This is a genomic window from Pseudoalteromonas sp. 120-MNA-CIBAN-0494, from assembly GCF_040308885.1.
GTDB classification, from domain to species: domain Bacteria; phylum Pseudomonadota; class Gammaproteobacteria; order Enterobacterales; family Alteromonadaceae; genus Pseudoalteromonas; species Pseudoalteromonas nigrifaciens.
Genome location: NZ_JBEOOE010000029.1, coordinates 1 through 24,151, shown reverse-complemented (window position 1 = coordinate 24,151; position 24,151 = coordinate 1). Strand labels below are relative to the sequence as shown.

The window sequence follows — 24,151 nt, the reverse complement described above, 5'->3', positions numbered from 1 at the left end:
TTAATAGGATTATTAATTGTATATATTTAAACCCAGATCACAGATTAATTATGTAATCTAATGCGCTCGTAATTACGGCTACTTGCGCCAAAATACATTCTTCGTCACTTGCTGTAGGGCTATCTGGGTATACTTCAGTGGTGGTTACATAAGGTGCATTGGTAAAGCCCATACATAAACCTAATTCGCGAGCAGCGTAGTTGATCACCCCAAATTGCTCTTGTGGCACACCAATAAGTTGGTTATTTTCATCACTTGGGGCAATGTGGGTTACTTTTGCTACGCTATCAATAATGGCTTTTTGAAATGCAGCCTCAGGTTTAGTGCTATCGGCCACTAAATAAAAACCATCGGGAATATTCCAATTAGTATTTACTGTGCCTTCGCGTGCAGCTAGTGCCGGGCGAAACTCGCTGTTGTCGCTGTCGGTCGTTTCGTGCAAATCAATATGAGCAATTAAATCTAACTCAAGGGATTTTACATACGCCATAATCGCCGCCGACTCTTGCGCTGGGCTACCTTCATAAAATGAGCGGTTAGGATCAATGGCTTCTGGGTTCCAGCGGTTTATCGTTTCGTACCCCCAAGGGCTAATACAAGGTGCGATTACAATATTAAAATGCTGACTATATTTTTGCGCTGCCGTTTTTGCAAACCTAAGCGCGCCGTGTACACCGCTAGTTTCGTAGCCATGTACACCACCGGTAATTAAAACGGTAGGTTTGTTAGTGTTAAAGTCAGCGGTTTTTAAAACAAATAAAGGATATTTGCCTGCAACGTAATTTAGTTCGCCATATTGTTCTACATTTAGCTCATCTTTGAGCTCGTTAATGAGGGTTACTACTTCATTTTGATAGCTGCGTTTAATATTTTGGCGGGTTAACCAATCGGCTTTATCGTTGTTATTCCACTTAGTGCCAGGTGTGCCAATAGGATATGTGCTGTTAGTCATAATAAACCTTTAATAATAATTATAATTAACCTTATAGCAAGGCTATATAGCAAATGCAGTTAATATAATTAGTAAATAAAGGCACAGCTTAACGCTGACTAAAATAAGGCGCAAATTAAAACGATAAACAGCTGTTTTAATTTTTTAAATTAGCTATTTACTAAGCTCAGTTATAGTAAGTTGTTAAATTAAATGTATTATAAAAGAGTATGTTACAATTGTTTTATTACCTACTTAGATATTGAGTATTATGGCGCAGTATTTTGCCACACCTAGTTGGTTAGGCCGTTTTTTCACCCGTATTAAATTACTCAGTATTGAGCAGGAAAGCTTAGTGATTGAGTTTAAAAACGCGACTAAGCAATCGTTTTTAATCAAGGATTTTAACGATTTTTCGCAGTTGCAAAACCGGATATTTAGCGCCAAAATTAATTTAACTCTAGGTGAAAATAGTGCTCATACTACTATTAGCTTTTTAAACAAAGCACAGGCAAAAGCACTAAACATTGCAATTAACCAATATTTTTCGCAAGCGCTTGAACACAAAATAAATAATGCTAAAGCTTTATTAAAGCGCACTGCGTTAGATGAGTATTTACGCGACAGTAATACCACAATTTTAAGCGCTGAGGTGTTTTCACTGAGCAAGCGCTATCAGCAAAACCGCAATGTGTGGCAAGGGTATTTACCTTCAAATAGTAGCCAGTTTTTATCGGTATTGGCCAGTGCAAAAAATAAGAATGATGCTATTGCACAACTGCGTAATAAATATGAGCGCAAGCAACTTGCTCAACGAGCTGATTTTTATAATAACGTGGAGTCAAACCCATTAACTAATGAGCAGCGTCTTGCTGTAATACGCAATAACGATAAAAATTTAGTATTGGCTGCTGCAGGTACCGGTAAAACCTCAGTTATGGTAGCCAAAGCACTTGATCTAATTGCCACAAAACAAGCAATGCCAGAGCAAATACTGGTACTTGCTTATAATAAAACAGCGGCGCAAGAGCTTAAAACACGCTTTATTAAACGCGCCCAGCAGGCTAAATTATCAAGCAAGTCACCAGAGGTTTTAACTTTTCATGCGTTAGGGTTGCAGCTGCTACAGCAGGCAGGTAAAGGTTGCAACATATCGCCTTTTGTAAGTGATTTTGGCGCGCTGTCGAGCTGGCTAACATCATGGCTAAGTGAGCAAGTACAAGGCCAACCGGTATTATTAAGCGCCTTTATTGCTATGCTCGATAAGCCTTTAGTATCCTGCGATACTCATAAAAGTAAGTTTAATGCTACGCAAGTACTGGCAATATTAAAAGACTCAGGGCAGCTTAAGCATGAGGTTGATAAATATTTAAAATGCTTAGCAGCTATAAGGGCTGAACAGTTAACCGATAGCGAAATTACTCAGCGGCTTAAGCGCCAAAATAATCAATTAAATACTGTTCAACTAAGTACCAATCAATTAAATACGAGTCAAGTTAATAGCAATCAAAAAAGCACTAATCATCACAGTGCGGCCGCGCAGTTATTAATTGCTATGCATCGCGCTTATAAAACGCAACTCATTGCGCAAAACTGTATTGATTTTGACGATATGATTTTACAAGCTACTCAGGCTGTAAATAAGCAGCAAGTGAATGTGCCATGGCAGCATATTTTAGTGGATGAATTTCAGGATATTTCTGCTGCACGTATGGCTTTATTAAACAGTTTAATTAAGCATGGTCATAAGGTGCGTTTTACCGCTGTAGGTGACGACTGGCAGTCAATTTATCGGTTTTCTGGTGGTAACTTAGCACTTACCACACGTTTTAATGAGTTAGTGGGTAGTCATTCGTTAACGTTGTTGCAAAAAACATTTAGGTATAACAATAGTATAAGTGACGTAGCGGGGTGTTTTGTTATGCAAAACCCTGAGCAGTATAAAAAGCTCATTATTACTCATACACAAGTGGCTGAGCCTCAAGTTATTTTATTAGATGACGTGTACCAAGGTAAAAAGTCGTTAGAGCTAAAAACCCAGCAAGCTATCAATACTATTCAAAAACACCATGCAAACGCGAGTATTGCTGTATTGAGCCGTTATCGTTATACGCTCAACAAAGTGCAACAGCATTTAGCCTCACAACAAAAAAGTGCAAACGTAGCATTTTTAACCCTGCATAGCGCCAAAGGGTTAGAAGCAGATTACTGTATTATTATAGGGTTAGAGCAGGGGAAGTTTGGCTTTCCGAGTAGTCAGCAAAATAATCCGCTGCTGGAGGCTTTACTACCTAGCCAAGACACCTTTGCTTATTCAGAAGAGCGGCGTTTATTATATGTGGGGCTTACCCGAGCAAAACATAAGGCTTACTTAATTGCCGATGCTAAACAGCCGTCGTTATTTATTAAAGAATTAATAAATGACAACTATCCAATTCATATTGCATCTACTTTGTTTAGCAAATAACAAAAAGCAATAGTATGCAGTGACTGTAACCAGAGGCTGTTGTTAAGCGCTAACTTGGTGAGTTAATTAATGGTTCATACTGATATAAATTAGCGTATTGACGTTGGTGTTCGGCAAATAAATAAGCTCTTAATTGTTCTTTACCAGTATGAATGTGTTTTATTTTAGCTGCAAGGCCATGCTTGCTTTGCCTTACAGGCTCAATATCCATAGATACAGATTCTTTATTTGGTAGGGTAAATTCTACGTGTTGAACTTTTGATAAGTTTTTGTGTTTACCTGTGGGCTTTAAAAATACACCTGTGCTTGAAATTGATTCAATGCAAAAGCCTTGGCTTTTAATATTTAAATGGCTCCAGCGCCAACTGCGTTGAGTACCTTTAGTATCAATAACTTCAGGAGCGCTTAAAGTGGGTGTAATTGTGCCGGAACTATTAATTTTTAAGTGTAGCGGAAACCACAGTTGATAATGGGCAACCTCAGCCAGCAGAGTTAAATTGGCATTGCTAAGTAACTGCGCAACACTAACAGGCACACTGCTTTGCATGGTTAACATAGGCTCATGAGGTAATGCAGGTTTTTGATCGGATTTAAATAAGTCAGATAAAAAGTCTATTTCTTCAGCAGAAAAATCCATATTCCATACTCGGGTTGCCTAAAATATAAGCATAAGTTAAACAAAACACCGGCTCAATAAACAGCGTGTTTAATTTTGTTTAGGTACTATTTAACCGCTTTAGGTAGTTAGTATCTTTAGCTAAACAAAGCGATACGCGCGTTATTGGCTTAACACCATATCTAGATTCAGATATAAAGTTGCAGCCCAAGTTATTAAAAATTAACATGATGTAATTACAAGCCACTTCTTATTTGGGTTATATCATGACGCATGCATTTACACATTACAGACAACAGCAATTGGCCCGCTTTTTAGCTGTGTTATTAAGCATTACGTTTTGTGCTAGTTTAACGGCCGCAGAGCAAAGCCAAACGTTAATTTTAGTTGGTAGCGAGCTAAGTAGCTGCAGTAGTTTAAACACGCAGCAGTGCGATAAAAACACCCAAATAGCGGGTAAAGCAGAGCATTTATTTAGCGTTACGGCTGAAAAAGTTAAAAAAATCACTCAGCGGTGGCCAAGTACTAATCAAGAAGTTAAAAGTAGCACAGCTAAAGTTTTATTTGCGATACAGGCTAAGTCATCAGCATCAATAACTAAGCCTGCACTGTTATGGCACTGGCGCGATATTGATAATACCCAGCTTAATAGCCTGTCGGAGCAAGAGTATCATTTTGTTATGGATATGCTTGAAGTGCCTCAGTTTAGTTCTCAAGGGCAGCGATTAGCAGAGCAAGTTAACCCTAATTTGAATAATGAACCGACTATAAACAATATACTACAATTTATAACGGGTAGTTTAAAGGTAGCTAACGAACAACCAAGTATGTTGGCAATTACAGCAGCAAGCCGTGACCCTTATGCTGCTGCCGATTTTACTCAAGGTTTATTGAGCACGGCAAGTGTAAACAGCCAATGGTTAGCATTGACCCCTGCATTAGTTAAAGCAATTACTACAAACACCTGTGAAAAATTACCACAATATAGGCAATCAGAAATGCGCTTGTATAACCGTGAGGCTATTTATCCCGATCGCATCCAAGCAGAAAATACCCTTTGCAGTAATGGCGTTAATAGCTTGGTAAAGCTAATAAACAACAGTACAGGAGTGATTTTTAATAATGGCGAGCAAGACTTAACGCGCAGCGTACTGTTTGATGAAAACAACCAAGCTTACCCGTGGACTAAAGCATTGCAAACACGCCCTGTTGTTATAGGTAGCGGCGCGGGGGCGGCTATTCAAAGCGGTGGCAAAAACACAAGTGGTAACATAGCTACAATTACTAAAGGGTCGAGCCTTTTGGCTTTACAGGCAGATATTAACGATAGTTCTATGTTTAATCTTGCTGGTGGCCTTGCAACATTTAATTATGGCATGATCGATACTCACTTTAGTGAACAAAACCGTACATTAAGGTTGGCAACAGTACTTGATAAAACGCAACAAAAGTTTGGTTTTGGTATTGATGAAGCCACGGCATTAGTCGTTATAAAGTCATCCGCAGGTAACTTAATTACCGTAATAGGTAAAAGTGGTGTGGTATATTTAAAAGCAAAAGGCAATCAGCATTATAACTACTCATACTGGCCTGCAGGCAGCGTTATTGATATTAAAAATGAAGACTTTACCCTAAGCCAGCGCAGCATTGAAAAAGCTTTAGCAAATATTAAAATACCAGCATTACCGCTACAACGATTTGGCTCTATATTAACGAATGCAAAATTACGCTCACTTATTCAAGCTATGTGTTTAAGCCAAGAGCAAAGTACAGTTGCCCAACAAGATCAGTTTATATTGAGCTTAAGTGTACAAGCTAACACTGCGTATCATCGTATTAATAAGGATCAATATGGCTGTGCTATCAGTCATTTAGAACTTGCAGTGAGTACATTTTAGTTCTGAAAGTTTACTAGAGCGTGTTTAATTAAAACGGCCAAAATATTGTTTATAAAACTATATTGGCCGTTTTAATACTTAGTAGCCAGCGGGGCGGCTATCACGCATGATAAAATCTAGTTTTATTTGTGCTTTTATTGGCTGCGACAGATCAGTTATTTCAATCATTTCGCATTCATCTCTGATCATTTCAGCTATTAGGCTCGGATAATGACGGCAGTCTTCGGGGCGGTCTAAGTAAATACTGCAAGTATATTTATTTTTCGCTTGAGGGTTTGTTTTAGGCTCAACCTCTAAAAAAGGGCATCTGCTTAGCCTAACGCCCGATTTAGGATCGAACCATATCTCATTATTTTTAACAAATTCAAAGATTTCAGGGTTAAATATTTCCCATAAATCAATTTCTTCTTGGGTAGCACTCAAGTCGCCATCGCCGTATTTAATACAACATTTACCGCATTGATTACAGTCTTTCATAGTTTGCCAGTTAGCATAATAACCAGGCCACAGTGTAGCACTTATATTGATATGCGGTGTTGTTGGCTAAAAGGTTTAAGTTTTTACCAAGAGTATATAAAATAGCGAGCATATTGTATTACTAAGCTTTGCAGTACGCGGAGCATGATTAAAAGAGTTATAAAAATGAGCGAAGAGCAAAGTGTAATTGATAATCTAGCCGACCTTGAAAGTTTTTTACTTAATGTAGAAAGCGGTGGTTTTGGACTTAAAGGTGTTGCCGGTGTTGGTATGGCTACTAATAACAAGGATGGCAGCCGTTTTGTTGCTGTGTTTGACGATAATCAAAAGCTACTTTTAGCACGCATGATTACAGAAAACGTATTCCAAACAGGGCAAGACATGGTTCGTAATGGTGTAGGGCGCAAGCATTAACTATAATAGTTAAAACGCCGCTTTAATTTAAACTGTTAAATTAAAGCGGCGTTTATTTTGTTTTTAGCCTATAAGCTTATTTAAGGTTTATAGGCGCTATCAACTTCAACAGCCTCATCTATAACTTATTAATAAATAATGGCAGGGTTTGGCTTATTCGGCGAACCTAACATTTCGCGATAAGATGGTGGCTGCAAACCTTCTCTGTCGGTAATATTAAAATGCTTAGCTATTTCGGCAGCAATTACAGTGTGCCCGTTAAGCTCGTCACCTTTAGGGTCATTAGCAATAGCATAAACAATATCACCAATAAATTCTGGTGACTCTGCGGTTGCCATAAACTGCTGGTATTGCTCTTTATCTAGTTTACCTATAATGGCCGAACGTTCGGTTAAGAGTGGCCCCATCCAAATAGATACAGCACGCATACCTGTGCCTTTAAAGTCTACCGCCATATCATGAGCAAGCTTATCAAGGCCCGCCTTTTGTGCACCATAAGCAGGCCCATGAATATAACAACTAGCACCAAATGATGAACCAAACATAATTAAGCCACTGTTATGCTTAGCCATTAGTTTTGCGCCATGCCAACTAGCCACGTAAGCAGAGCGTAAACCTACATCTAAAATTTTACCCGCATCAATCTCTTTTTCCCAAAATGGCTTTTGTTCAACTAATTGATCATGAATAAATGCAGCGTTATTAACCAAAATATCTAATCGGCCTTGCTCTTTTTCAACCTGAGCAAACAATGCGGCGGTTTGTGCATCGTCACTGTGATCGCACACCACAGCAATACCTATACCACCTGCTTGATTAATTTGCTCGGCAGTTTCATATACTGTTCCGGGTAATACCGAGCCATCCCACCCTAAAACTGAGCCTGTTTTTATACTGCGGCCAGTAACATAAACTGTCATGCCTTTTTTACCTAAAGCTAAGGCAATGCCTCTGCCTGCACCGCGGCTAGCACCGGTTACAATGGCAACTTTTGCTTCTTCCTGTTGCATGAATTCCCTCATTTAAAAAACGACACATAAAAAATACTAAAGGTTAAATTGGCTAACCAGCTCAATTTAGTTTCGATAGTAGTCGTACTAGTAATAAAGATATATTTGTATTGAAATTAGCATGTAAAGCCTTAGTATAAAAGCCTAGCTTAAAAATCAACCAAAAAACAAAGGGCTGCTATGAAATATACAAAGACTACCGAGCAACGTTTACAGCAACTAGAAGACAAGCAATCAATATTAGAGTTGAAATATCGCTACCTAAATGCCTGCGATGAAAAACAACCTGAGGTGGTAACTAATTGTTTTATTAGCGGCGAAGTAGATATTAACTTTGGTCACATTGGCCAATTTAACCGACGAGAAGATTTTGTGGCTGTTTTTAAAGATCTTGGTTGCCACGACCATATAGTTGATATGCATCACGCACAAAATCCGGTTTTTTTAGAGCTCACCAACAATACAGCCAAGACTAAAATTAACCTTCGCTTTCAAAGTATCAACACCAAAGATAAGCTCCATGTGCAATTAGGTGGCTACTACCTCGACGAATTTGAAAAGCAAAGAGACGGTCAATGGCTGATCAGCAAAAGTGCATTTATAATAAATTCGGTAAGCATGAGTGATTTTTCAGGTGAATATAGCAAAGTGGTTTATAGCGGAAGCTGCATGCCAGACTAGGTTACTGTATATTTTTTAAATTCAGGAAAGGTAGCAATAAAGTAACTGAGCGTGTTGCGAAGTAATTGATTTTGGTTATTTAAAAGGCTTTTAAAGTTGGTCGGTATGGAGAGATATTAAACAGACACCCATCTTAATATTTGTAAAAAGATATTAAACAGACACCCATCTTAATATTTGTAATATCAGTGTAATTAACTAAGCTCTGGTTAGTGCAATAATTAAGCAGGGTGTCACATGGTTATCGCAAGAAAGCGTCAGGTAAGTTTGGTCGATACAAAATACTATCACTGTATTTCGCGCTGTGTACGCCGTGCATTTTTATGCGGCGTAGACAACTTTACTAATCAATCGTATGAACATCGCAGAGGGTGGGTTGAAAGCAAATTACTTGCCCTCGCTAACGTATTTTGTATCGATGTGTGCGCGTATGCAGTAATGAGTAATCACACCCACTTAGTACTCTATGTTGATGATAAAAAAGCCAAGCGACTAACCGATAAAGCCATTATTCAGCGGTGGCACAGGCTTTGTAAAGGCACTGTACTCACTAACAAATATCTGCAAGGTGAAGAGCTAAGTAAAATTGAATGGCTCTTTCTAAATGAAACAATCATTGAATACCGAGAACGCTTAGCTAATATCAGTTGGTTTATGCGCTTATTAAATGAAGACATTGCGCGCAGAGCTAATAAAGAAGATAACTGTACCGGCCGCTTTTGGGAAGGACGCTTTAAATCACAAGCCCTCTTAGATGAAGCCGCATTAATCGCCTGTATGGCATATGTTGACTTAAACCCAATAAGAGCAAAGGCAGCAACAACACCAGAAACATCAGAGCATACCAGCGTAAAAATACGCATTGAAAGTGCCACTGCAGGTAAGCAACCGAAGCAACTCCTGCGCTTTTCAGGTAAATCAAAAAAGCACATGGCAAAAGGATTACCCTTTGCGCTTAAATCTTACCTTGAACTAGTAGAATTAACCGGACGTTGTATACGCGAAGGTAAAGCAGGCTATATCGAAAGCAGCACTTTACCCCTGTTACAAAGAGTAAACATTACCCCCGAAAACTGGCTAAAACTCACCACGCAATTTAGTCGCGTATTTCATGGTGCAGTAGGTCGCCCAGCGTCACACGAAGGATACTGCGAACACCTAAACAGAAAGCGGCGCGCAAACGTTAGTAACTGCGAAAAACTACTGGCTTAAAGCGTTACTTCAAAAAGTTACCCGTTATTTCCCTTCACTGTGAAAGCACAGTATTTCGCATGCCTAAAAATGAATAAAAAGTAGGTAAAAACGATGTTATTTGAGCTAGCGGAAGCATTTTGAATATTTAGGACACTTTAAGCCAAACGATATTTATCTTAGTAAAAATTAAAGCGATTAATTATTAGAATGGGTGTCACATTAATTTTTTATTTGTCCTTACAATTTATTTAAGATATTTGTAGGGCTTTGTAAGCTACTGCTCTATTATCACTGCTGTACCCGAGGCGACAATAAACAACATGCCAGCTTTACCACCACCTGATATTTCACTGTAGTCTAGGTCTATACCTATTACAGCATTCGCACCAACAGAAACGGCTTCTTTTCTAAGCTCAGCTAGAGCTGTTTTACGTGCGTCTCTTAATGTGTTTTGTATGCTGTCACTCCTCCCACCAAAAGTATCACTAAAGCTTGCAAATATATCTTTGAAGATATTCATACCATAAACACATTCAGCTGTGATTACATCAATACGCTTGAAGATCTTTAAGTCAGGAGCAGTTTCAGTTGTGAGCAATACATCACTAGGATCTACTTTTTTAAACTTATTCGCGGTTGCAAGCTCTACTTTTTGCGTATCGAATTGCTGTTTTGTTTTACTGCCATTAAGACCGTACATTCGAGCTAAGTGAATATCTTTGGCTTTATCTATTGTGTTAGCTTCATGCTCTGAAACATGTGTTAAAAGACTCCCATAATGTAATACACCATAGCTGTCTATATTGTGGTGGGTTCTTATCCCAGCTAATCCGTACTCTTTGTCTAGAAATGATAGTGTGGGTAAGGATATTTCTATGCTATTACCATCTAAATCAACCAAATTTACATCATTAAAATCTTCTAGAAATGCATCACACTCTTTCATACCATGATTTTTATAGATATTAGATTGGCTGTACAACGTAGTTAAGTTGCATAAAAACTTACCTTCATGCCAAATAGTCGTGATTGCGTTGTAGCCATCTTTCTTTGAAGCATAATAAAGATTAGCCATATCATAAGACTCGCCAGTGATATTGTTAATTAGCTCACTATCTTTGAGGCTCCAATCGGGTTTAGTATTTGCTGGTGTAGATTTGTCATTTTTAGAGAAAAACATAACCGTCCTTAGTAGTTTTAGTATTATTAGAATTACAAAAGGCGCTAGCAAATTCAAGTCATTTAAGTTTTATTATCCATAGCCTTCTTATTGAACACAATTTTATGCCTAACTGAATCGCCCGAAATGATTGTAATAAAAGGAAGGGTATAATATGACCTTCTAAGGAGGATATATGAATACACAGCATAGAATTGATAACGATAAACTAGTATTTAAAGCGCTGGTATTAAAGCTTAATGAATCGCATAAATATAAAAACCCTAGCTACCAGTATTTAGTTAATCATTTAAATAACATAAACTTAAAAACTAGTTGGGGTAATACATGGACGCGTAAAAGCTTATTTAGATATTTACAAAGAAACGGGTTTTCGGGTGTATGGGGGCTTAGAAATAGCCTAGAACAATACAGCAAGCTAGCTAAATTTTTATAGGGTATTTTCCTACACCGTAGAAGGGGGATTCGCAACCAGTAAGCGCAAGCAATTAAAGAGTTGAATTTTAATTCCCGACTATAAAAAAGAGTAGAGTGGCTACACATTGGCTACACGCAATGCGTTAGGCTAAAACGGAAGTCTTATAATTAGAGGTAAGGTATTGATTTAAATGGTCGGTATGGAGAGATTCGAACTCTCGACCCCTGCCACCCCATGACAGTGCGCTACCAAGCTGCGCCACATACCGACTGAGGTTGCAATAGTACGTGTATTTTTTTAAAAATCAATAAGCATTTGTTTGTTTGGGTGTTTTTTGCGCAAGCAGGCTGAAAATAGTTTCCTTGCGCAATTAAAAGTAGTTAAGCATGGCGCTAGTCTTTATTTAACCACAGTTTGATCGTGTTATACATTTCGTCTCGTAGTATTGGTTGCGCAGTTTTGTTAGGGTGCAGGTTATCGTTTTGCATTAAGTCGTTTTGCCCAGCAACTTTAAGTACAAAAAAGTCCATAAGGTAAGCGTTTGTATTTTTACTTACTTGTGTAAAACTATCGGTAAACATTTTGCTGTAACGTGGCCCGTAATTAGGGGGAATATAAATTTCCATTAAAGCGCTGGTGGCATTGGCTGCTTGGCTTTTTTTGATTAATTCGGTTAAGTTAGCTTGTAGCTTACTCACCGGAAAACCACGTAAACCGTCGTTTGCGCCCAGCTCAATAAGTACATGAGTTGGTTGATACTGCGCTAGCAAGGCATCTACACGGCGCAGTGCGCCACCGGTTGTTTCGCCACTAATACTGGCATTAATAAGTTTGATATTACTTTGCTCAGCATCGTATTTATCTTGTAACAATTGTACCCAGCCTTGTTCTTGTTTAAGTCCGTAGGCTGCGCTTAAACTGTCACCAAGTATTAAAATGGTGTTATTAGCTGCTGCACTTAGTGGTTTGATAACTAAAAATAAAATGAATACAAAACGTAGGATTGAATGAGTCATATGTCAGCGCTTTCTCAATTAAATATAATTCAAGTAAATGGTTTGTCTAAAGTGGTATCTACCTTTGAAGGTGAGTTGCCCATCCTCAGCGACATCAGCTTTAATGTCAAGCATGGCGAATCTGTTGCAGTAGTGGGCACTTCTGGTTCTGGTAAATCTACGTTACTTAGTTTGTTAGCTGGGCTTGATACGGCGAGTGGCGGTGAAATATTTTTAGATGGCGAGCCGCTACATAATCTCGATGAAGAAGCGCGTGCTGGGCTGCGCGCCGCAAAAGTAGGCTTTGTATTTCAGTCGTTTATGTTAGTACAAAGTTTAACAGCGCTTGAAAACGTAATGCTACCCGCTGAACTTGCAGGGGAGCGCGACGCTAAACAGCAAGCACTTATTTTGCTAGAAAAGGTAGGTTTGGGTCATCGCATCGACCATTATCCGTCGCAACTCTCTGGTGGTGAGCAGCAACGTGTTGCAATTGCGCGGGCATTTATTGGCACGCCAAAAATACTGTTTGCCGATGAGCCTTCGGCAAATCTAGACAGTAAAAACGGTAAAATGATTGAGTCGTTATTATTTGATCTAAATTCGCAGCACGGTACTACGCTTATTTTAGTAACGCATGACGAAGCACTTGCACAAAAATGCCAGCATATTATTCAAATTGAAGGTGGCCGATTAGTAGAAAACTCAGCAGAGGAAATAGCAAATGTGGGCTAAGTTAGCGCTTAAGTTATTTTCGCGGGAGTTTCGCCGTGGTGAGCTTACGGTGATAAGTGCGGCTATAGCGCTTGCGGTACTTACCGTGCTTACTTTATCTATGGTTACCGAGCGTATTGCACAGAGCATTGCGCAAAAAAGTAGCGCCTTTATTGCCGCCGACCGAGTGCTTGGCAGTAATCACGTAATCGACACTTCTTATATAGCTAAAGCAGAGCAACAAAATTTAAAAACCGCACAAATGCTTTACTTCGACACCATGTTATTTGCCAACGATGAAATGCAATTTAGTTCGGTAAAAGCGGCTTCAAGTGGTTACCCGTTAAAGGGGCAACTTAAGGTTAAGTCGAGCCTAAATGGAGAAACCGAAGTTGCTAACGGCGGACCAACACTTGGCAATGTGTGGCTTAGCGAGTCGGTATTTTATAGTTTAAATATAGATATAGGCGATGTAGTAGAGCTAGGTGCTGCATTATTTAACGTTGAAAAAGTAATTGTAGAAGAGCCCGACGCGCCTTTTAATGTGTTTTCGAGTAGCCGCAGGGTGCTTATAAACATTAACGACGTGGAAAAAACAGAAGTAATACAACCGGGTAGCCGAGTGTTTTATCGTCAGCTTTATGCCGGCGATGAAAGCGATATAAATAGTTTTTACGATTGGCTAAAACCGCAGTTAAAAGAAAACCAGCAATGGTATGGCGTAAAAGATCGCCAATCGCCAATATCTAATAGTTTAAACCGTGCAGAAAGTTTTTTGTTGCTAGCAGGTTTGCTGGGCATTATTTTAGCCGCAGTGGCAATTGCGGTGTCTGCAAAGCGTTATTGTGAACGCCAATACGACCCAGTTGCTATGATGAAAACCTTAGGTGGTAGCCGGGCAATGATCCGCAAAATTTACCTTACACATTTATTAATGGTGTGTTTAATGGCGGTCACTGTGGGTTTATTAATTGGCTATGGTTTACAAGAAATTGCGACACATTATTTAGCAAAAAGCATGGGTACAACTTTGCCAATGGCGGGTTTTAAGCCGTGGTTAGTGGCAATTAGTACAGGTGTAATTTGTGCTGTGATGTTTTCTATCAAGCCCTTATTTGATTTATTTGATATTCCGCCATTGCGAGTGCTGCGTCGTAACTTAGGCGATAAACTAGCGGTTAGCCGGGTGCACTTAGCTATGAGTGCGTTTACCGTGTTTTTACTCATGTGGCTATTTAGCAATAATATAAAAATTACTCTGATTTTGTTTGCCTCAACCCTTACTTTAATTGGCGTGTTGTTTTTGGTGTCTAAAGTTATATTTGGTGGTGGCCGTAAATTGGGCTTAAAGCCGGGTAATAGTTGGTCGCTGGCAATTGCGTCAATTCAAAAGCGTGCAAATGTGAATGCAGTCCAGCTGATCAGCTTTTCCCTCGCTATTAAGCTATTACTATTTTTAGTGGTACTTAAAAACGACATGATAGCCGATTGGCAGTCGCAGTTACCAGACGATGCTCCCAATGCATTTTTAGTCAATATTACCCAAAACGAACTTGAGCCAATTAATACTTATTTGGCACAAAAAAACATTCAGGTATCGGAGTTTTATCCCACCATTCGTGGCCGGGTAAATGCGGTAAATGGCGAGCTGGTAGCGCGAGAAGTATCATTGCAAGACAACGAGAAAAAAGATGAAGAGGCACGCGCTGGTATTGGTCGCGAGCTAAATTTAACCTGGCTTGAAACGCCGCCAGCGCAAAACGAAATAGTGCAAGGGCAGTGGTTTAATGAAAACACATTAGCAGAGGCATCTATTGAGGAGTCTATGCTTGAGCGTTTAGATGTTGAACTTGGCGACACGTTAACGTTTTTAATTGGTGCGCAGTCGTTTGACGCTAAAATTACCAGTGTGCGTAAAGTAAACTGGGCCACCCTTAAGCCAAACTTTTTTATTATTTTAAGCCCTGATGTGCTCAAAGACTTTCCGGCAACGTATATTTCGTCGGTACGTATTGAGCCTGATCAAAAACGCGACTTTAGTCAATTGCTGCGCAGCTACCCAACGGTTACCGCCATAGATGTAGGTAACTTTGTTAAACAAATACAATCAACCATAGAGCAAGTGTCACTTGCAATTGGCTTTGTACTTACTATTGTGGTGTTGTGTGGTGCACTGGTATTAATATCGCAAGTGCAAGCAAGCTTAGGCGAGCGCATGCAAGAAATTGTAATACTGCGCACACTTGGTGCAAAAAGCCGGCTTATTAAAAACGCTACTTTATATGAGTTTTTATTGCTTGGTGGTTTGGCCGGCTTAGTTGCCGCTTTTTTTAGTGATATTGCACTATTAGTTGTACAGCAGCAGTTATTTGATCTGGCGGGTAAATTACATCCACATATTTGGATAATAGGACCGGTGGCAGGTGGAGTGTTTGTAGCGGGGTTAGGCTATTTTATGATTGCTCGCACACTTAAGCAAAACACCCAAGGGCTGGTGCGTGCGTTAGGTTAAGTTGCCAATATTTAAGCAAAAGGAAAACGCCCACTTAAGTGGGCGTTTTTGTTTTATTGTTACTGGTAATTTATACAGTGCTCTGGCATTATTAGCCTAATTAACGAATAACAATAATGAGAGTGCTTTTTGGCCATAATTTTAGGGATTGATCCAGGCTCACGCTTAACTGGCTACGGTGTTGTAGCGCATCAGGGGTCTAAATTCACTTATTTAGGCAGTGGTTGCATTAAATTAGCGGATCATGAGTTTCATATAAGACTTAAAATGATTTACCAAGGCATTACCCAGCTTATAGAGCAGTTTTCGCCAGAAACCTTCGCGATAGAAAAAGTGTTTATGGCGCACAATCCCGACTCAGCCTTAAAGCTAGGCCAAGCACGTGGTGCTGCTATTGTAGGCGCTGCAATGGCCGACTTACCAGTATTTGAATACTCAGCAAGGCAAATAAAACAAGCCGTAGTAGGCAATGGTGGCGCCGATAAAACTCAAGTACAGCATATGGTTAAAAACATTTTAAAACTACCTGGTACGCCACAAGCTGATGCCGCCGATGCACTGGCTATTGCTATTTGCCATGCGCACTCAGAACAAAATTTAATAAAACTAGCGGGTAGCGCAAGCAAAACCGTTAGAGGACGTTTAAGGAAATAACTATGATTGGTCGCTTAAATGGTATTTTAGTAGAAAAACAACCTCCCGAAATATTATTAGAGGTAAGTGGTGTTGGCTACGAAGTGCAAATGCCAATGACCTGCTTTTATGACTTACCTAAAGTTGGCGAAAATGCCATTGTTTATACTCATTTTGTAGTACGCGAAGATGCACAACTATTGTTTGGCTTTAACAACAAAGTAGAGCGTGCCTTATTTAGAGAGTTATTAAAGGCCAATGGCGTAGGGCCAAAGCTAGGTTTAGCTATTTTGTCGGGTATGTCGGCGCAGCAATTTGTAAGCTGTGTAAATAACGAAGACTCCACAAGCTTAGTTAAATTACCCGGTGTAGGTAAAAAAACCGCCGAGCGGCTAGTACTCGAAATGAAAGACAGATTAAAAAATTGGGGCAACGATTTATTCACCCCTTTCAGCGACAGTGCGGTTATTGAGCCGTTTAGCGACGCAACAATTGCTAATAATGCCGCCGATGATGCTGTGTCGGCTTTGGTGTCGCTAGGTTATAAATTGCCACAAGCGCAAAAAGCAGTAAAATCAGTAAGTAAACCCGATATGTCTACTGAGGTTCTTATTAAAGAATCTTTAAAATCAATGCTGTGAGTAACCTATGATCGAAGCTGATCGCTTAATTGACGCGACTGAAAAACCCAACGAAGACTCTATAGACCGTGCAATTAGGCCAAAACTACTCGCCGATTACCGTGGTCAACCGCATGTTAAACAGCAAATGGAAATTTTTATTGAAGCGGCCCGTAGCCGAGGCGAAGCACTCGATCACCTGCTTATTTTTGGCCCACCAGGTTTGGGTAAAACTACATTAGCTAATATTGTTGCCAACGAGCTGCAGGTAAATATAAAGGCAACCTCAGGGCCAGTGCTCGAAAAAGCCGGTGATTTAGCCGCATTGCTAACCAACCTTGAAGAAGGTGATGTATTATTTATTGATGAAATACACAGGTTAAGCCCACAAGTTGAAGAAATACTCTACCCAGCAATGGAAGACTACCAACTTGATATTATGATAGGTGAAGGCCCAGCAGCACGCTCGATAAAATTAGATTTACCCTCGTTTACGCTTATTGGCGCAACGACTCGCGCGGGTTCGTTAACCTCGCCACTGCGTGACCGCTTTGGTATTGTGCAGCGCTTAGAGTTTTATTCAGTAGAAGACTTATCGTACATAGTAGGGCGATCGGCGCATTTTCTTGATTTAGAAATGTGCGACGAGGGTGCAGTTGAAATTGCTAAACGCTCACGCGGTACCCCCCGTATTGCCAATAGATTACTACGCCGAGTGCGTGACTACACCCAAGTAAAGTCAGACGGTACGGTAAACGCCGAAGTGGCAGAGCTGGCACTTAATATGATAGATGTAGATAAAAGCGGTTTTGATTATATGGATCGTAAGTACTTACTCGCCATTATAGAAAAATTTATGGGCGGCCCAGTTGGGCTCGACAATATAGCTGCAGCTATTGGCGAGGAAAAAGAGACTATTGAAGATGTAATAGAACCCTTTTTAATTCAACAGGGCTTTATTCAGCGTACACCCCGTGGACGAATAGTGTCAGACAACGCATATCATCACTTTGGTTTACTACCAAAGCAAGACTAATAAAAAGCTTTACCCAATTTAAAAAGCCATTGCGATTAATTAATTGCAATGGCTTTTTAGTTTATGCTTAGCCGTGTTTTATGTTGCTTTGCGCTGCCGTTATATTCATTCTATAGGCATGTTATTGGCGCTATACTTGGTGAGTTTTAATGTGGTTGGTATGCGTACTTAAATTTAGCAATAATTCACGATGCGTTAAGTCAATCAAGGTTATTGTGCCTGCGTTATATTGCTGGTGTTAACTAATAGGTGGCTTGCTGTGGCGCACTAGCTTAGGCTTTATGCAATTGTTATAAACGCTAAAGTTGTGATGCTAACTTAATACCTAGGTATTCATGTTATGAAGATTATTTATGGGCAAAAAAAAGCCCGCAAATAATGCGGGCAAACAACAAGTTGAAGGAAGTAATCTTGGGAACTCTATTTTACTTACCTAGGTTTTATCCTAAAAAAGTAAAACAATGTAATACGATGAAATGTCATATTACGAAGAACTGGGTACAATGAAAACTTTCATTTAATGCGTTAGTTCAGTATGAGGTAATAATACCGAAGAGTTGTTTTTTGTTCAAACTAGAAAATTTATAATTTCAGATAAAAAAAACTAATCTGAATGCTTTTTATGAATGTTCAATTATTGCACGTTAATTAATCGTTAACATTATAACTTTATGAAATTATTTGCTTATATTGTATTTTGCAGTAAATTTCGGTATTAGTTTTACTATTACGTTAAAGTAAACCTTAGGTTGTTTTGCGTGCTTATGCTTATATTTTGAATAAACAGCTAATTTAACTGAGTGTTACCTTTATAATAGCGCATTAATAAACACTAATATTAATTACGCAATTATAATAAACGGGTTATTTTACGGTTTAATAAAAATAAAAGAATTTTTTAACGTTTTTTGTTGTCTATTCATAGCAAGATCGTTGTAAGCGGGAAATACACTATATACACTAGCTACAATTTTAGACGCTTACCCTTTGTAGTTCTGGTGTAAGGTCATATTATCCAAATAAATCAATTTGATGTGTTTTTAATTTTTTAGGAGTTTAACGTGGGATCAGGGCTTAATTTTTTAGATCTAATTCTAGAAGCAAGTTTGCTTGTGCAACTAGTGATGCTAGCGTTAGTAGCGATGTCGGTAATGTCGTGGGCTATTATTTTTCAGCGTAAAAAAGCAATCTCAGACGCTTTAAGCAATGCCAAAAAGTTCGAACAAAAGTTTTGGTCTGGAATTGATTTAAGTAAGCTGTATAGCGAAATTTCATCACGTAGTGGGCAATCAAAAGGTATAGAAGCATTATTTACCGCTGGCTTTAAAGAGTTTGCACGTCATAAAAAAAATACATTTCAAAGTGCTGGCATTGTTATGGAAGGCACACATCGCTCCATGCGCGTGGCGCTTTCGCGTGAGGTAGAAAAATTAGAATCAAGTTTGTCATTTTTAGCAACCGTGGGCTCAATTAGTCCATATATAGGCTTGTTTGGTACAGTATGGGGCATAATGAATGCCTTTATTGCACTGGGCGAAGTTAAGCAAGCTACGCTACAAATGGTAGCACCAGGTATTGCTGAAGCGTTGATTGCTACTGCAATGGGTTTATTTGCAGCTATTCCAGCTGTTATTGCTTATAACCGTTTTGCTAATAAAGTTGAAAAATTAGAAACGCATTACATTAACTTTATGGAAGAGTTTGCTAATATCCTACACCGTCAAGCAGCTACTCAAATAGAGGCCCAAGCGAATGTATCAGCGTAAAAAGCGCCGTCCGGTCGCAGAAATTAATGTAGTGCCTTACATTGATGTAATGTTGGTACTACTAATTATATTTATGGCTACAGCACCACTCATTACTCACGGTGTTAAAGTTGACTTACCAAAAATGGAAGAGTCAGACTTAGTTGATACTAAAGATACGCCACCTATTATTGCCTCTATAGATGCTGATGGCCGATACTATGTAAGCGTAGGCACCGACCCTGAAGAGCCAATGGAAGCGCTAGATGTAGCTGCCGTAATTAAGTTACAGCTGATGAAAAATCCAGATGTACCTGTAATGATAAAAGGCTCGGGCAAAGTGTCATATCAAGAAGTATTACTATTAATGGACTTTTTAAAAAGAGCAGGCGTGCCATCGGTAGGGTTAATGACAGAATCCTTTGAGGGGACGAAGTAGCCTTATGCAAACACCATTAATTAAATCAGTACTTTTACATGTGGCATTAGGTGGGTTTTTGTATGCCACCGCAAATATTCATCCGCCAGCGCCTAAGGTAATGGAAGTTACACTTAATTCGGCTATTCCCGATGTAGATAAAGCGGTGTCTGCGGTAACGGTTGATCAAAAACAGGTTGAGCAAAAAATTGCGCAACTTAGAAAAAAAGAAGACGATCAAAAGCGAGCTGAAGATAAACGTATTCGCGATTTAGAGCGCAGAGCTAGTAATGCGCGCAAAGAGCGAGAATCAGAAGCACGACAAATTAAAAAGTTAGAGCAACAGCGTAAAGCCAAAGAGAAAGAAACGGCAGAGGCGCAAGCGCAAGCTAAAAAAGCACGTGCCATAGAGCAGCAAGAGCGTGCTAAAGCTAAGCAAGCCGAAAAGCAAAAGCAAGAGTCTGAAAACGCTGCAAAGGCTGCCGCTGATAAACGCAAAGCTGAGGAAGATGCGCTTAAAAAAGCACAAGCTGAACGCAAAAAACGCGAAGCAGAAGCCGAACGTAAGCGTGAGCAAGCAATGCAAGAGCAAATGTTACAAGAGCAACTTGCTAAAGAGCAGGCTGCCCGCAGTAAAATACGCCAACAACAAGTAGTGAGTGAAGTAGATAAGTACCGTGCATTAATAATGGCGCGTATACAGCAAAACTTACTTATTGACGAAAAAATGAAAAATCAGCAGTGCCGAGTTAACATTCGTTTAGGCTTTAATGGCTTAGTAACGCAAGTGACTTCATTAGGCGGCGATAGATTAGTGTGTGAAGCTGCATTAAGAGCGGTGCGTATGGCCGACACATTACCGGTATCAAAAGATAAAGACGTATTCGACCAACTTAAGAATATAAATTTAACAATCAAGCCAGAATTTTAAAGGAATGATATGTTCAACAAAGTAAAAGTAGCCTGTTTAATTTTATTATTGGGTTTTCAGGGCGTTGCAAATGCAGCCCTGGAAATTGTAATAACAGAGGGTATAGATGGCGCACGACCAATTGCTATTGTGCCATTTAAGTATCAAGGTATTGGCCCTATTCCACAAAAGATCAGCGAAGTTATTGCTGCAGATTTAATGCGCAGTGGTAAATTTAAGCCTGTAGATGTAGCACAAATGCCGCAACAGCCAAGTAAAGATAGTGATATTAACTATGCTTCTTGGGTAAACAAAGGAGTAGAGGCGATATTAGTTGGCGAAGTTGAGCAGCAATCTAATGGCCGCTACTTGGTGCGTTATGAACTGGTTGATGTTATTCGTGGGCAAATTACCGGTGGTCAAACGCAAATGATGACTAACGGTAAATTAATTAAAAACCAAGACCATATTTTAGAAGCACGTGAAAGTATTATTAGCGACACCGGCTTTCGTCGTTATTCACACCGTATAAGTGATGTGATTTACGAAAAGTTAACCGGTGAAAAAGGCGCATTTTTAACTAAAATAGCCTATGTTATAGTACGTGATAATGACGACAGACCTTATCAACTGGTAGTTTCTGATTACGATGGTTTTAATGAGCAAGTATTACTGCGCTCTAAAGAGCCGTTAATGTCGCCAGCATGGTCGCCCGATGGCACTAAGTTAGCCTATGTAACGTTTGAAAATCGTCAGAGCCAAATTTACATTCAAGACCTATACTCAGGTAAACGTGAATTGGTTACTAGTTACCCTGGTATTAACGGTGCACCGCAGTTTTCGCCCGATGGTAAAAAGTTACTATTAGTACTTTCAAAAGATAAAACCGGTGCAACCGAAGTTTATTTACTAGACTTAGTAACACGCAAAGAAACGCGTCTTACTCGTCATCGCAGTATAGATACAGAGCCATCGTGGCATCCTAATGGCCAAGATATTGTATTTACATCTGAAAGGGGTGGTAATGCCCAGATTTATAAGTTAAATTTAAAAACTGGCAGAACACAAAGATTAAGCTTTGACGGTGATATGAACCTAGCAGGTTCAATAACACCCGATGGCAAAGAATTAGTGATGGTTAACCGTACCAACGGGCAGTACCATCTTGCTAAAAAAGAGCTGGCTACAGGTGCGTTTCAAGTATTAACACGAACTCGCCTTGATGAATCACCGAGTATAGCGCCAAATGGCTCGATGATTATATATAGCACGCTTCATAATAATAAACAGGTACTTGCGCTGGTATCGATGGACGGTCGCTTTAAAGCACGGTTACCTGTGCTAGACGGACAAGTAAAGGCACCAGCTTGGTCGCCATATTTACAGTAATAATTGCTGGTTTACTCAAAATAGGAATCTACTCAATGCAACTTAATAAAATACTTAAAGGCCTGCTAATTGCTGTGCCAGTAATGGCTTTAGCAGCTTGTAGCTCATCTTCAGATATAGATGAAGGCGCAGCTAACCAATCAAATCAAGGTATGGTTGAGCAATCAACAAATACTGACACAGTTGAAGTAGCGACAATTTCGCCAGAGCAACGTGCAGAAGAGCAACTTCGTCAAAAATACGAAGCACTTCGTCAAGAGCAAGTAATTTACTTTGATTTTGATAAAGCGACAGTTGAAGGCAAGTACGCTGATTTATTACGCGCACACGCTGAGTTTTTAGTTCAAAACTCATCTGTTAAAGTACTTATTGAAGGCCACGCAGATGAGCGCGGTACGCCAGAGTACAATATTGCGCTAGGTGAGCACCGTGGCCAAGCAGTTGAAAAATACCTACAAAGCTTAGGTGTTTCTGCAAGCCAAATGTCAGTGGTAAGCTACGGTGAAGAGAAACCTATGGTTAAATCTCGCACTGAATCAGCTTTCGCTAAAAACCGCCGTGCGGTACTAGTTTACTAAGATAAGAGATATTATGAAGCCGAAAATTATTTTGGCAGCCATGATATTGAGCGGGAGCACCCAGTTAATGGCTGCTCCCGCTCCTGTTTCAGAAGCTGCAAGTTCACAATCGAGTATTGAAAAGCGTTTAGCGTCGTTAGAGAGCATGATGCAGCAACGTAACTTTTTACAAGTTGAGTTACAGCAACAGCTTAATTTATTGCAAGATGAAGTAAGCCAAATTCGTGGTGTAACCGAAGAGCAAAGTTATAAGTTAGAAAAAGTGCTGCAGCGTCAGCGCGAGCTTTATCAAGAAATTGAAAACCGCGTAAGCCAAGCTTATAGTCAAGCGGCTGCCACAGCGCCTGGAGTTGATCACACGCAAGCTAGCGATACTCAGACATACAGTGCCGATTTATCTGAAAACGAAGCATACGAGCGTGCTGTTGCGTTAATAATGAAAGATAAACGCTATGATCAGGCGATCCCAGAGTTTCAAACTTTTTTAACTACCTACCCAAATTCTGTGTATGCATCAAATGCACATTATTGGCTTGGGCAGCTGCTCACGATAAAAAATAACCCAGCTAAAGCAACGGAGCATTTTAAAGTGGTGGTTAATGAATTTCCAAATTCAAATAAGCGCCCAGATGCCATGTTAAAGTTAGGTACTTTGCTACAAGAGCAAAATTTAGCAGCCGAAGCGCAAAAAATACTGAACGATTTAATTAATCAGTATCCAAGTACCACTGCTGCAAAATTGGCCACAAAGCGCTTATAAAATTAATACAAGAGACTTGATTAGGCTGCTTTTTGTCATAAGCGGTCTAAAATTGTTCAGCTAAGCATAAAAACTTAAAAAAAGAGACAATTTCGGTTGCACTCATTTTATAAATAAGTATTATAAGCGCCCGCAGCAAACGAATGGTTACCCCACTCGAAATGCGACAAAAATAGAGCGGGTCATTAGCTCAGTTGGTAGAGCAGTTGACTTTTAATCAATTGGTCGATGGTTCAAATCCATCATGACCCACCATTATATTTATAGTAATAATGGTCTATTATCGGCGGATTTACGTAAGCTTAATTAATTATTAAATTAAGTACCCAGAGCGGGGCATTAGCTCAGTTGGTAGAGCAGTTGACTTTTAATCAATTGGTCGATGGTTCAAATCCATCATGCCCCACCATTCTTTATATTTAAGAATGGCTGGAATCGGCGGATTTACGTAAGCTTAATTAAATTAAGTGCATAGAGCGGGGCATTAGCTCAGTTGGTAGAGCAGTTGACTTTTAATCAATTGGTCGATGGTTCAAATCCATCATGCCCCACCAT

23 protein-coding genes and 4 tRNA genes are annotated in these 24,151 nt (G+C 39.6%); 20 read left to right on the top strand and 7 right to left on the bottom strand.

The features are described 5' to 3' along the window. Nucleotides 1-37 precede the first annotated feature (37 nt). Complete coding sequence (locus AAEY55_RS14650; protein WP_089368508.1) at nucleotides 38-952, bottom strand: M14 family metallocarboxypeptidase; 915 nt, start codon at nucleotides 950-952, stop codon at nucleotides 38-40. A gap of 250 nt (nucleotides 953-1,202) precedes the next feature. On the opposite strand from AAEY55_RS14650, the gene AAEY55_RS14645 reads away from it, so the two are divergent. Then, nucleotides 1,203-3,398 (top strand): UvrD-helicase domain-containing protein, encoded by a 2,196-nt coding sequence (locus AAEY55_RS14645; RefSeq protein ID WP_350551920.1) that lies wholly within the window; start codon nucleotides 1,203-1,205, stop codon nucleotides 3,396-3,398. A gap of 49 nt (nucleotides 3,399-3,447) precedes the next feature. Here the strand turns inward: AAEY55_RS14645 and AAEY55_RS14640 are convergent, their stop codons facing one another. After that, a complete protein-coding gene (locus tag AAEY55_RS14640; protein ID WP_197182989.1) occupies nucleotides 3,448-4,035 on the bottom strand; it encodes a hypothetical protein in 588 nt (195 codons plus the stop codon). Between the two features lie 245 nt (nucleotides 4,036-4,280). Here AAEY55_RS14640 and AAEY55_RS14635 point away from each other — a divergent pair, with 245 nt between their 5' ends. After that, the gene (locus AAEY55_RS14635; protein ID WP_197182988.1) at nucleotides 4,281-5,912 is read left to right on the top strand and encodes a cyanophycinase; all 1,632 of its coding nucleotides are present in this window, start codon (nucleotides 4,281-4,283) and stop codon (nucleotides 5,910-5,912) included. 78 nt (nucleotides 5,913-5,990) lie between these two features. Here the strand turns inward: AAEY55_RS14635 and AAEY55_RS14630 are convergent, their stop codons facing one another. Then, a complete protein-coding gene (locus AAEY55_RS14630; protein WP_197182987.1) occupies nucleotides 5,991-6,389 on the bottom strand; it encodes a YkgJ family cysteine cluster protein in 399 nt (132 codons plus the stop codon). A gap of 165 nt (nucleotides 6,390-6,554) precedes the next feature. Here AAEY55_RS14630 and AAEY55_RS14625 point away from each other — a divergent pair, with 165 nt between their 5' ends. Beyond that, nucleotides 6,555-6,803 carry a hypothetical protein gene (locus AAEY55_RS14625; protein ID WP_197182986.1) on the top strand — a complete coding sequence of 83 codons (249 nt, stop codon included), beginning with the start codon at nucleotides 6,555-6,557 and terminating at the stop codon, nucleotides 6,801-6,803. A gap of 128 nt (nucleotides 6,804-6,931) precedes the next feature. Here AAEY55_RS14625 and AAEY55_RS14620 read toward each other — a convergent pair whose 3' ends face one another. After that, entirely contained in the window at nucleotides 6,932-7,813 is an 882-nt protein-coding gene (locus AAEY55_RS14620) for an SDR family NAD(P)-dependent oxidoreductase (protein ID WP_197182985.1), read from the bottom strand. Between the two features lie 180 nt (nucleotides 7,814-7,993). Between AAEY55_RS14620 and AAEY55_RS14615 the strand changes: the two genes are divergently transcribed. Beyond that, entirely contained in the window at nucleotides 7,994-8,494 is a 501-nt protein-coding gene (locus tag AAEY55_RS14615; RefSeq protein ID WP_197108764.1) for a nuclear transport factor 2 family protein, read from the top strand. A gap of 237 nt (nucleotides 8,495-8,731) precedes the next feature. Then, nucleotides 8,732-9,706, top strand: a complete 975-nt coding sequence (locus AAEY55_RS14610) for a transposase (RefSeq protein ID WP_350551917.1) — start codon at nucleotides 8,732-8,734, stop codon at nucleotides 9,704-9,706. Between the two features lie 256 nt (nucleotides 9,707-9,962). On the opposite strand, the gene AAEY55_RS14605 is transcribed toward AAEY55_RS14610, so the two are convergent. Next, a complete protein-coding gene (locus AAEY55_RS14605) occupies nucleotides 9,963-10,868 on the bottom strand; it encodes a YbjQ family protein (protein ID WP_225741027.1) in 906 nt (301 codons plus the stop codon). Nucleotides 10,869-11,043: 175 nt separating this feature from the next. Between AAEY55_RS14605 and AAEY55_RS14600 the strand changes: the two genes are divergently transcribed. Continuing rightward, nucleotides 11,044-11,304, top strand: coding sequence for a hypothetical protein (locus AAEY55_RS14600; RefSeq protein ID WP_192532648.1), 261 nt, complete (start codon nucleotides 11,044-11,046; stop codon nucleotides 11,302-11,304). A 173-nt stretch (nucleotides 11,305-11,477) separates the two neighbouring features. Here the strand turns inward: AAEY55_RS14600 and AAEY55_RS14595 are convergent. Further along, a tRNA-Pro gene (locus AAEY55_RS14595) sits at nucleotides 11,478-11,554 on the bottom strand. Nucleotides 11,555-11,678: 124 nt separating this feature from the next. Next, nucleotides 11,679-12,302 carry an arylesterase gene (locus AAEY55_RS14590; protein ID WP_011328552.1) on the bottom strand — a complete coding sequence of 208 codons (624 nt, stop codon included), beginning with the start codon at nucleotides 12,300-12,302 and terminating at the stop codon, nucleotides 11,679-11,681. Between AAEY55_RS14590 and AAEY55_RS14585 the strand changes: the two genes are divergently transcribed. The 14 genes from AAEY55_RS14585 to AAEY55_RS14520 all read left to right on the top strand — a co-directional run bounded on the left by AAEY55_RS14585 (nucleotide 12,303) and on the right by AAEY55_RS14520 (nucleotide 24,150). After that, nucleotides 12,303-13,016 (top strand): ABC transporter ATP-binding protein, encoded by a 714-nt coding sequence (locus AAEY55_RS14585; RefSeq protein ID WP_011328551.1) that lies wholly within the window; start codon nucleotides 12,303-12,305, stop codon nucleotides 13,014-13,016. It begins immediately after the preceding gene. Next, nucleotides 13,006-15,507: an FtsX-like permease family protein gene (locus tag AAEY55_RS14580; protein WP_309216256.1), complete on the top strand. Its 2,502-nt coding sequence runs from the start codon at nucleotides 13,006-13,008 to the stop codon at nucleotides 15,505-15,507. The genes AAEY55_RS14585 and AAEY55_RS14580 overlap by 11 nt, the downstream gene beginning before the upstream one ends. Nucleotides 15,508-15,636: 129 nt before the next feature. Beyond that, nucleotides 15,637-16,161, top strand: a complete 525-nt coding sequence (gene ruvC / locus AAEY55_RS14575) for a crossover junction endodeoxyribonuclease RuvC (protein ID WP_011328549.1) — start codon at nucleotides 15,637-15,639, stop codon at nucleotides 16,159-16,161. Between the two features lie 2 nt (nucleotides 16,162-16,163). After that, nucleotides 16,164-16,781, top strand: coding sequence for a Holliday junction branch migration protein RuvA (gene ruvA, locus AAEY55_RS14570; protein WP_058373671.1), 618 nt, complete (start codon nucleotides 16,164-16,166; stop codon nucleotides 16,779-16,781). Nucleotides 16,782-16,788: 7 nt separating this feature from the next. Further along, entirely contained in the window at nucleotides 16,789-17,796 is a 1,008-nt protein-coding gene (ruvB, locus tag AAEY55_RS14565) for a Holliday junction branch migration DNA helicase RuvB (RefSeq protein WP_011328547.1), read from the top strand. Between the two features lie 1,061 nt (nucleotides 17,797-18,857). Continuing rightward, nucleotides 18,858-19,562 carry a protein TolQ gene (gene tolQ / locus AAEY55_RS14560; RefSeq protein WP_041454480.1) on the top strand — a complete coding sequence of 235 codons (705 nt, stop codon included), beginning with the start codon at nucleotides 18,858-18,860 and terminating at the stop codon, nucleotides 19,560-19,562. Further along, a complete protein-coding gene (gene tolR / locus AAEY55_RS14555) occupies nucleotides 19,549-19,980 on the top strand; it encodes a protein TolR (RefSeq protein ID WP_041454479.1) in 432 nt (143 codons plus the stop codon). The genes tolQ and tolR overlap by 14 nt, the downstream gene beginning before the upstream one ends. 4 nt (nucleotides 19,981-19,984) lie before the next feature. Next, entirely contained in the window at nucleotides 19,985-20,890 is a 906-nt protein-coding gene (tolA, locus tag AAEY55_RS14550) for a cell envelope integrity protein TolA (RefSeq protein ID WP_011328544.1), read from the top strand. Between the two features lie 9 nt (nucleotides 20,891-20,899). Continuing rightward, entirely contained in the window at nucleotides 20,900-22,258 is a 1,359-nt protein-coding gene (gene tolB, locus AAEY55_RS14545; protein ID WP_011328543.1) for a Tol-Pal system beta propeller repeat protein TolB, read from the top strand. Between the two features lie 35 nt (nucleotides 22,259-22,293). Next, entirely contained in the window at nucleotides 22,294-22,836 is a 543-nt protein-coding gene (pal, locus tag AAEY55_RS14540) for a peptidoglycan-associated lipoprotein Pal (protein ID WP_011328542.1), read from the top strand. A 13-nt stretch (nucleotides 22,837-22,849) separates the two neighbouring features. Further along, nucleotides 22,850-23,596 carry a tol-pal system protein YbgF gene (ybgF, locus tag AAEY55_RS14535; protein ID WP_350551911.1) on the top strand — a complete coding sequence of 249 codons (747 nt, stop codon included), beginning with the start codon at nucleotides 22,850-22,852 and terminating at the stop codon, nucleotides 23,594-23,596. A 179-nt stretch (nucleotides 23,597-23,775) separates the two neighbouring features. Further along, nucleotides 23,776-23,851 (top strand) — tRNA-Lys (locus tag AAEY55_RS14530). Between the two features lie 78 nt (nucleotides 23,852-23,929). After that, nucleotides 23,930-24,005 (top strand) — tRNA-Lys (locus AAEY55_RS14525). A 69-nt stretch (nucleotides 24,006-24,074) separates the two neighbouring features. Next, a tRNA-Lys gene (locus AAEY55_RS14520) sits at nucleotides 24,075-24,150 on the top strand. Nucleotide 24,151: the final 1 nt, after the last annotated feature.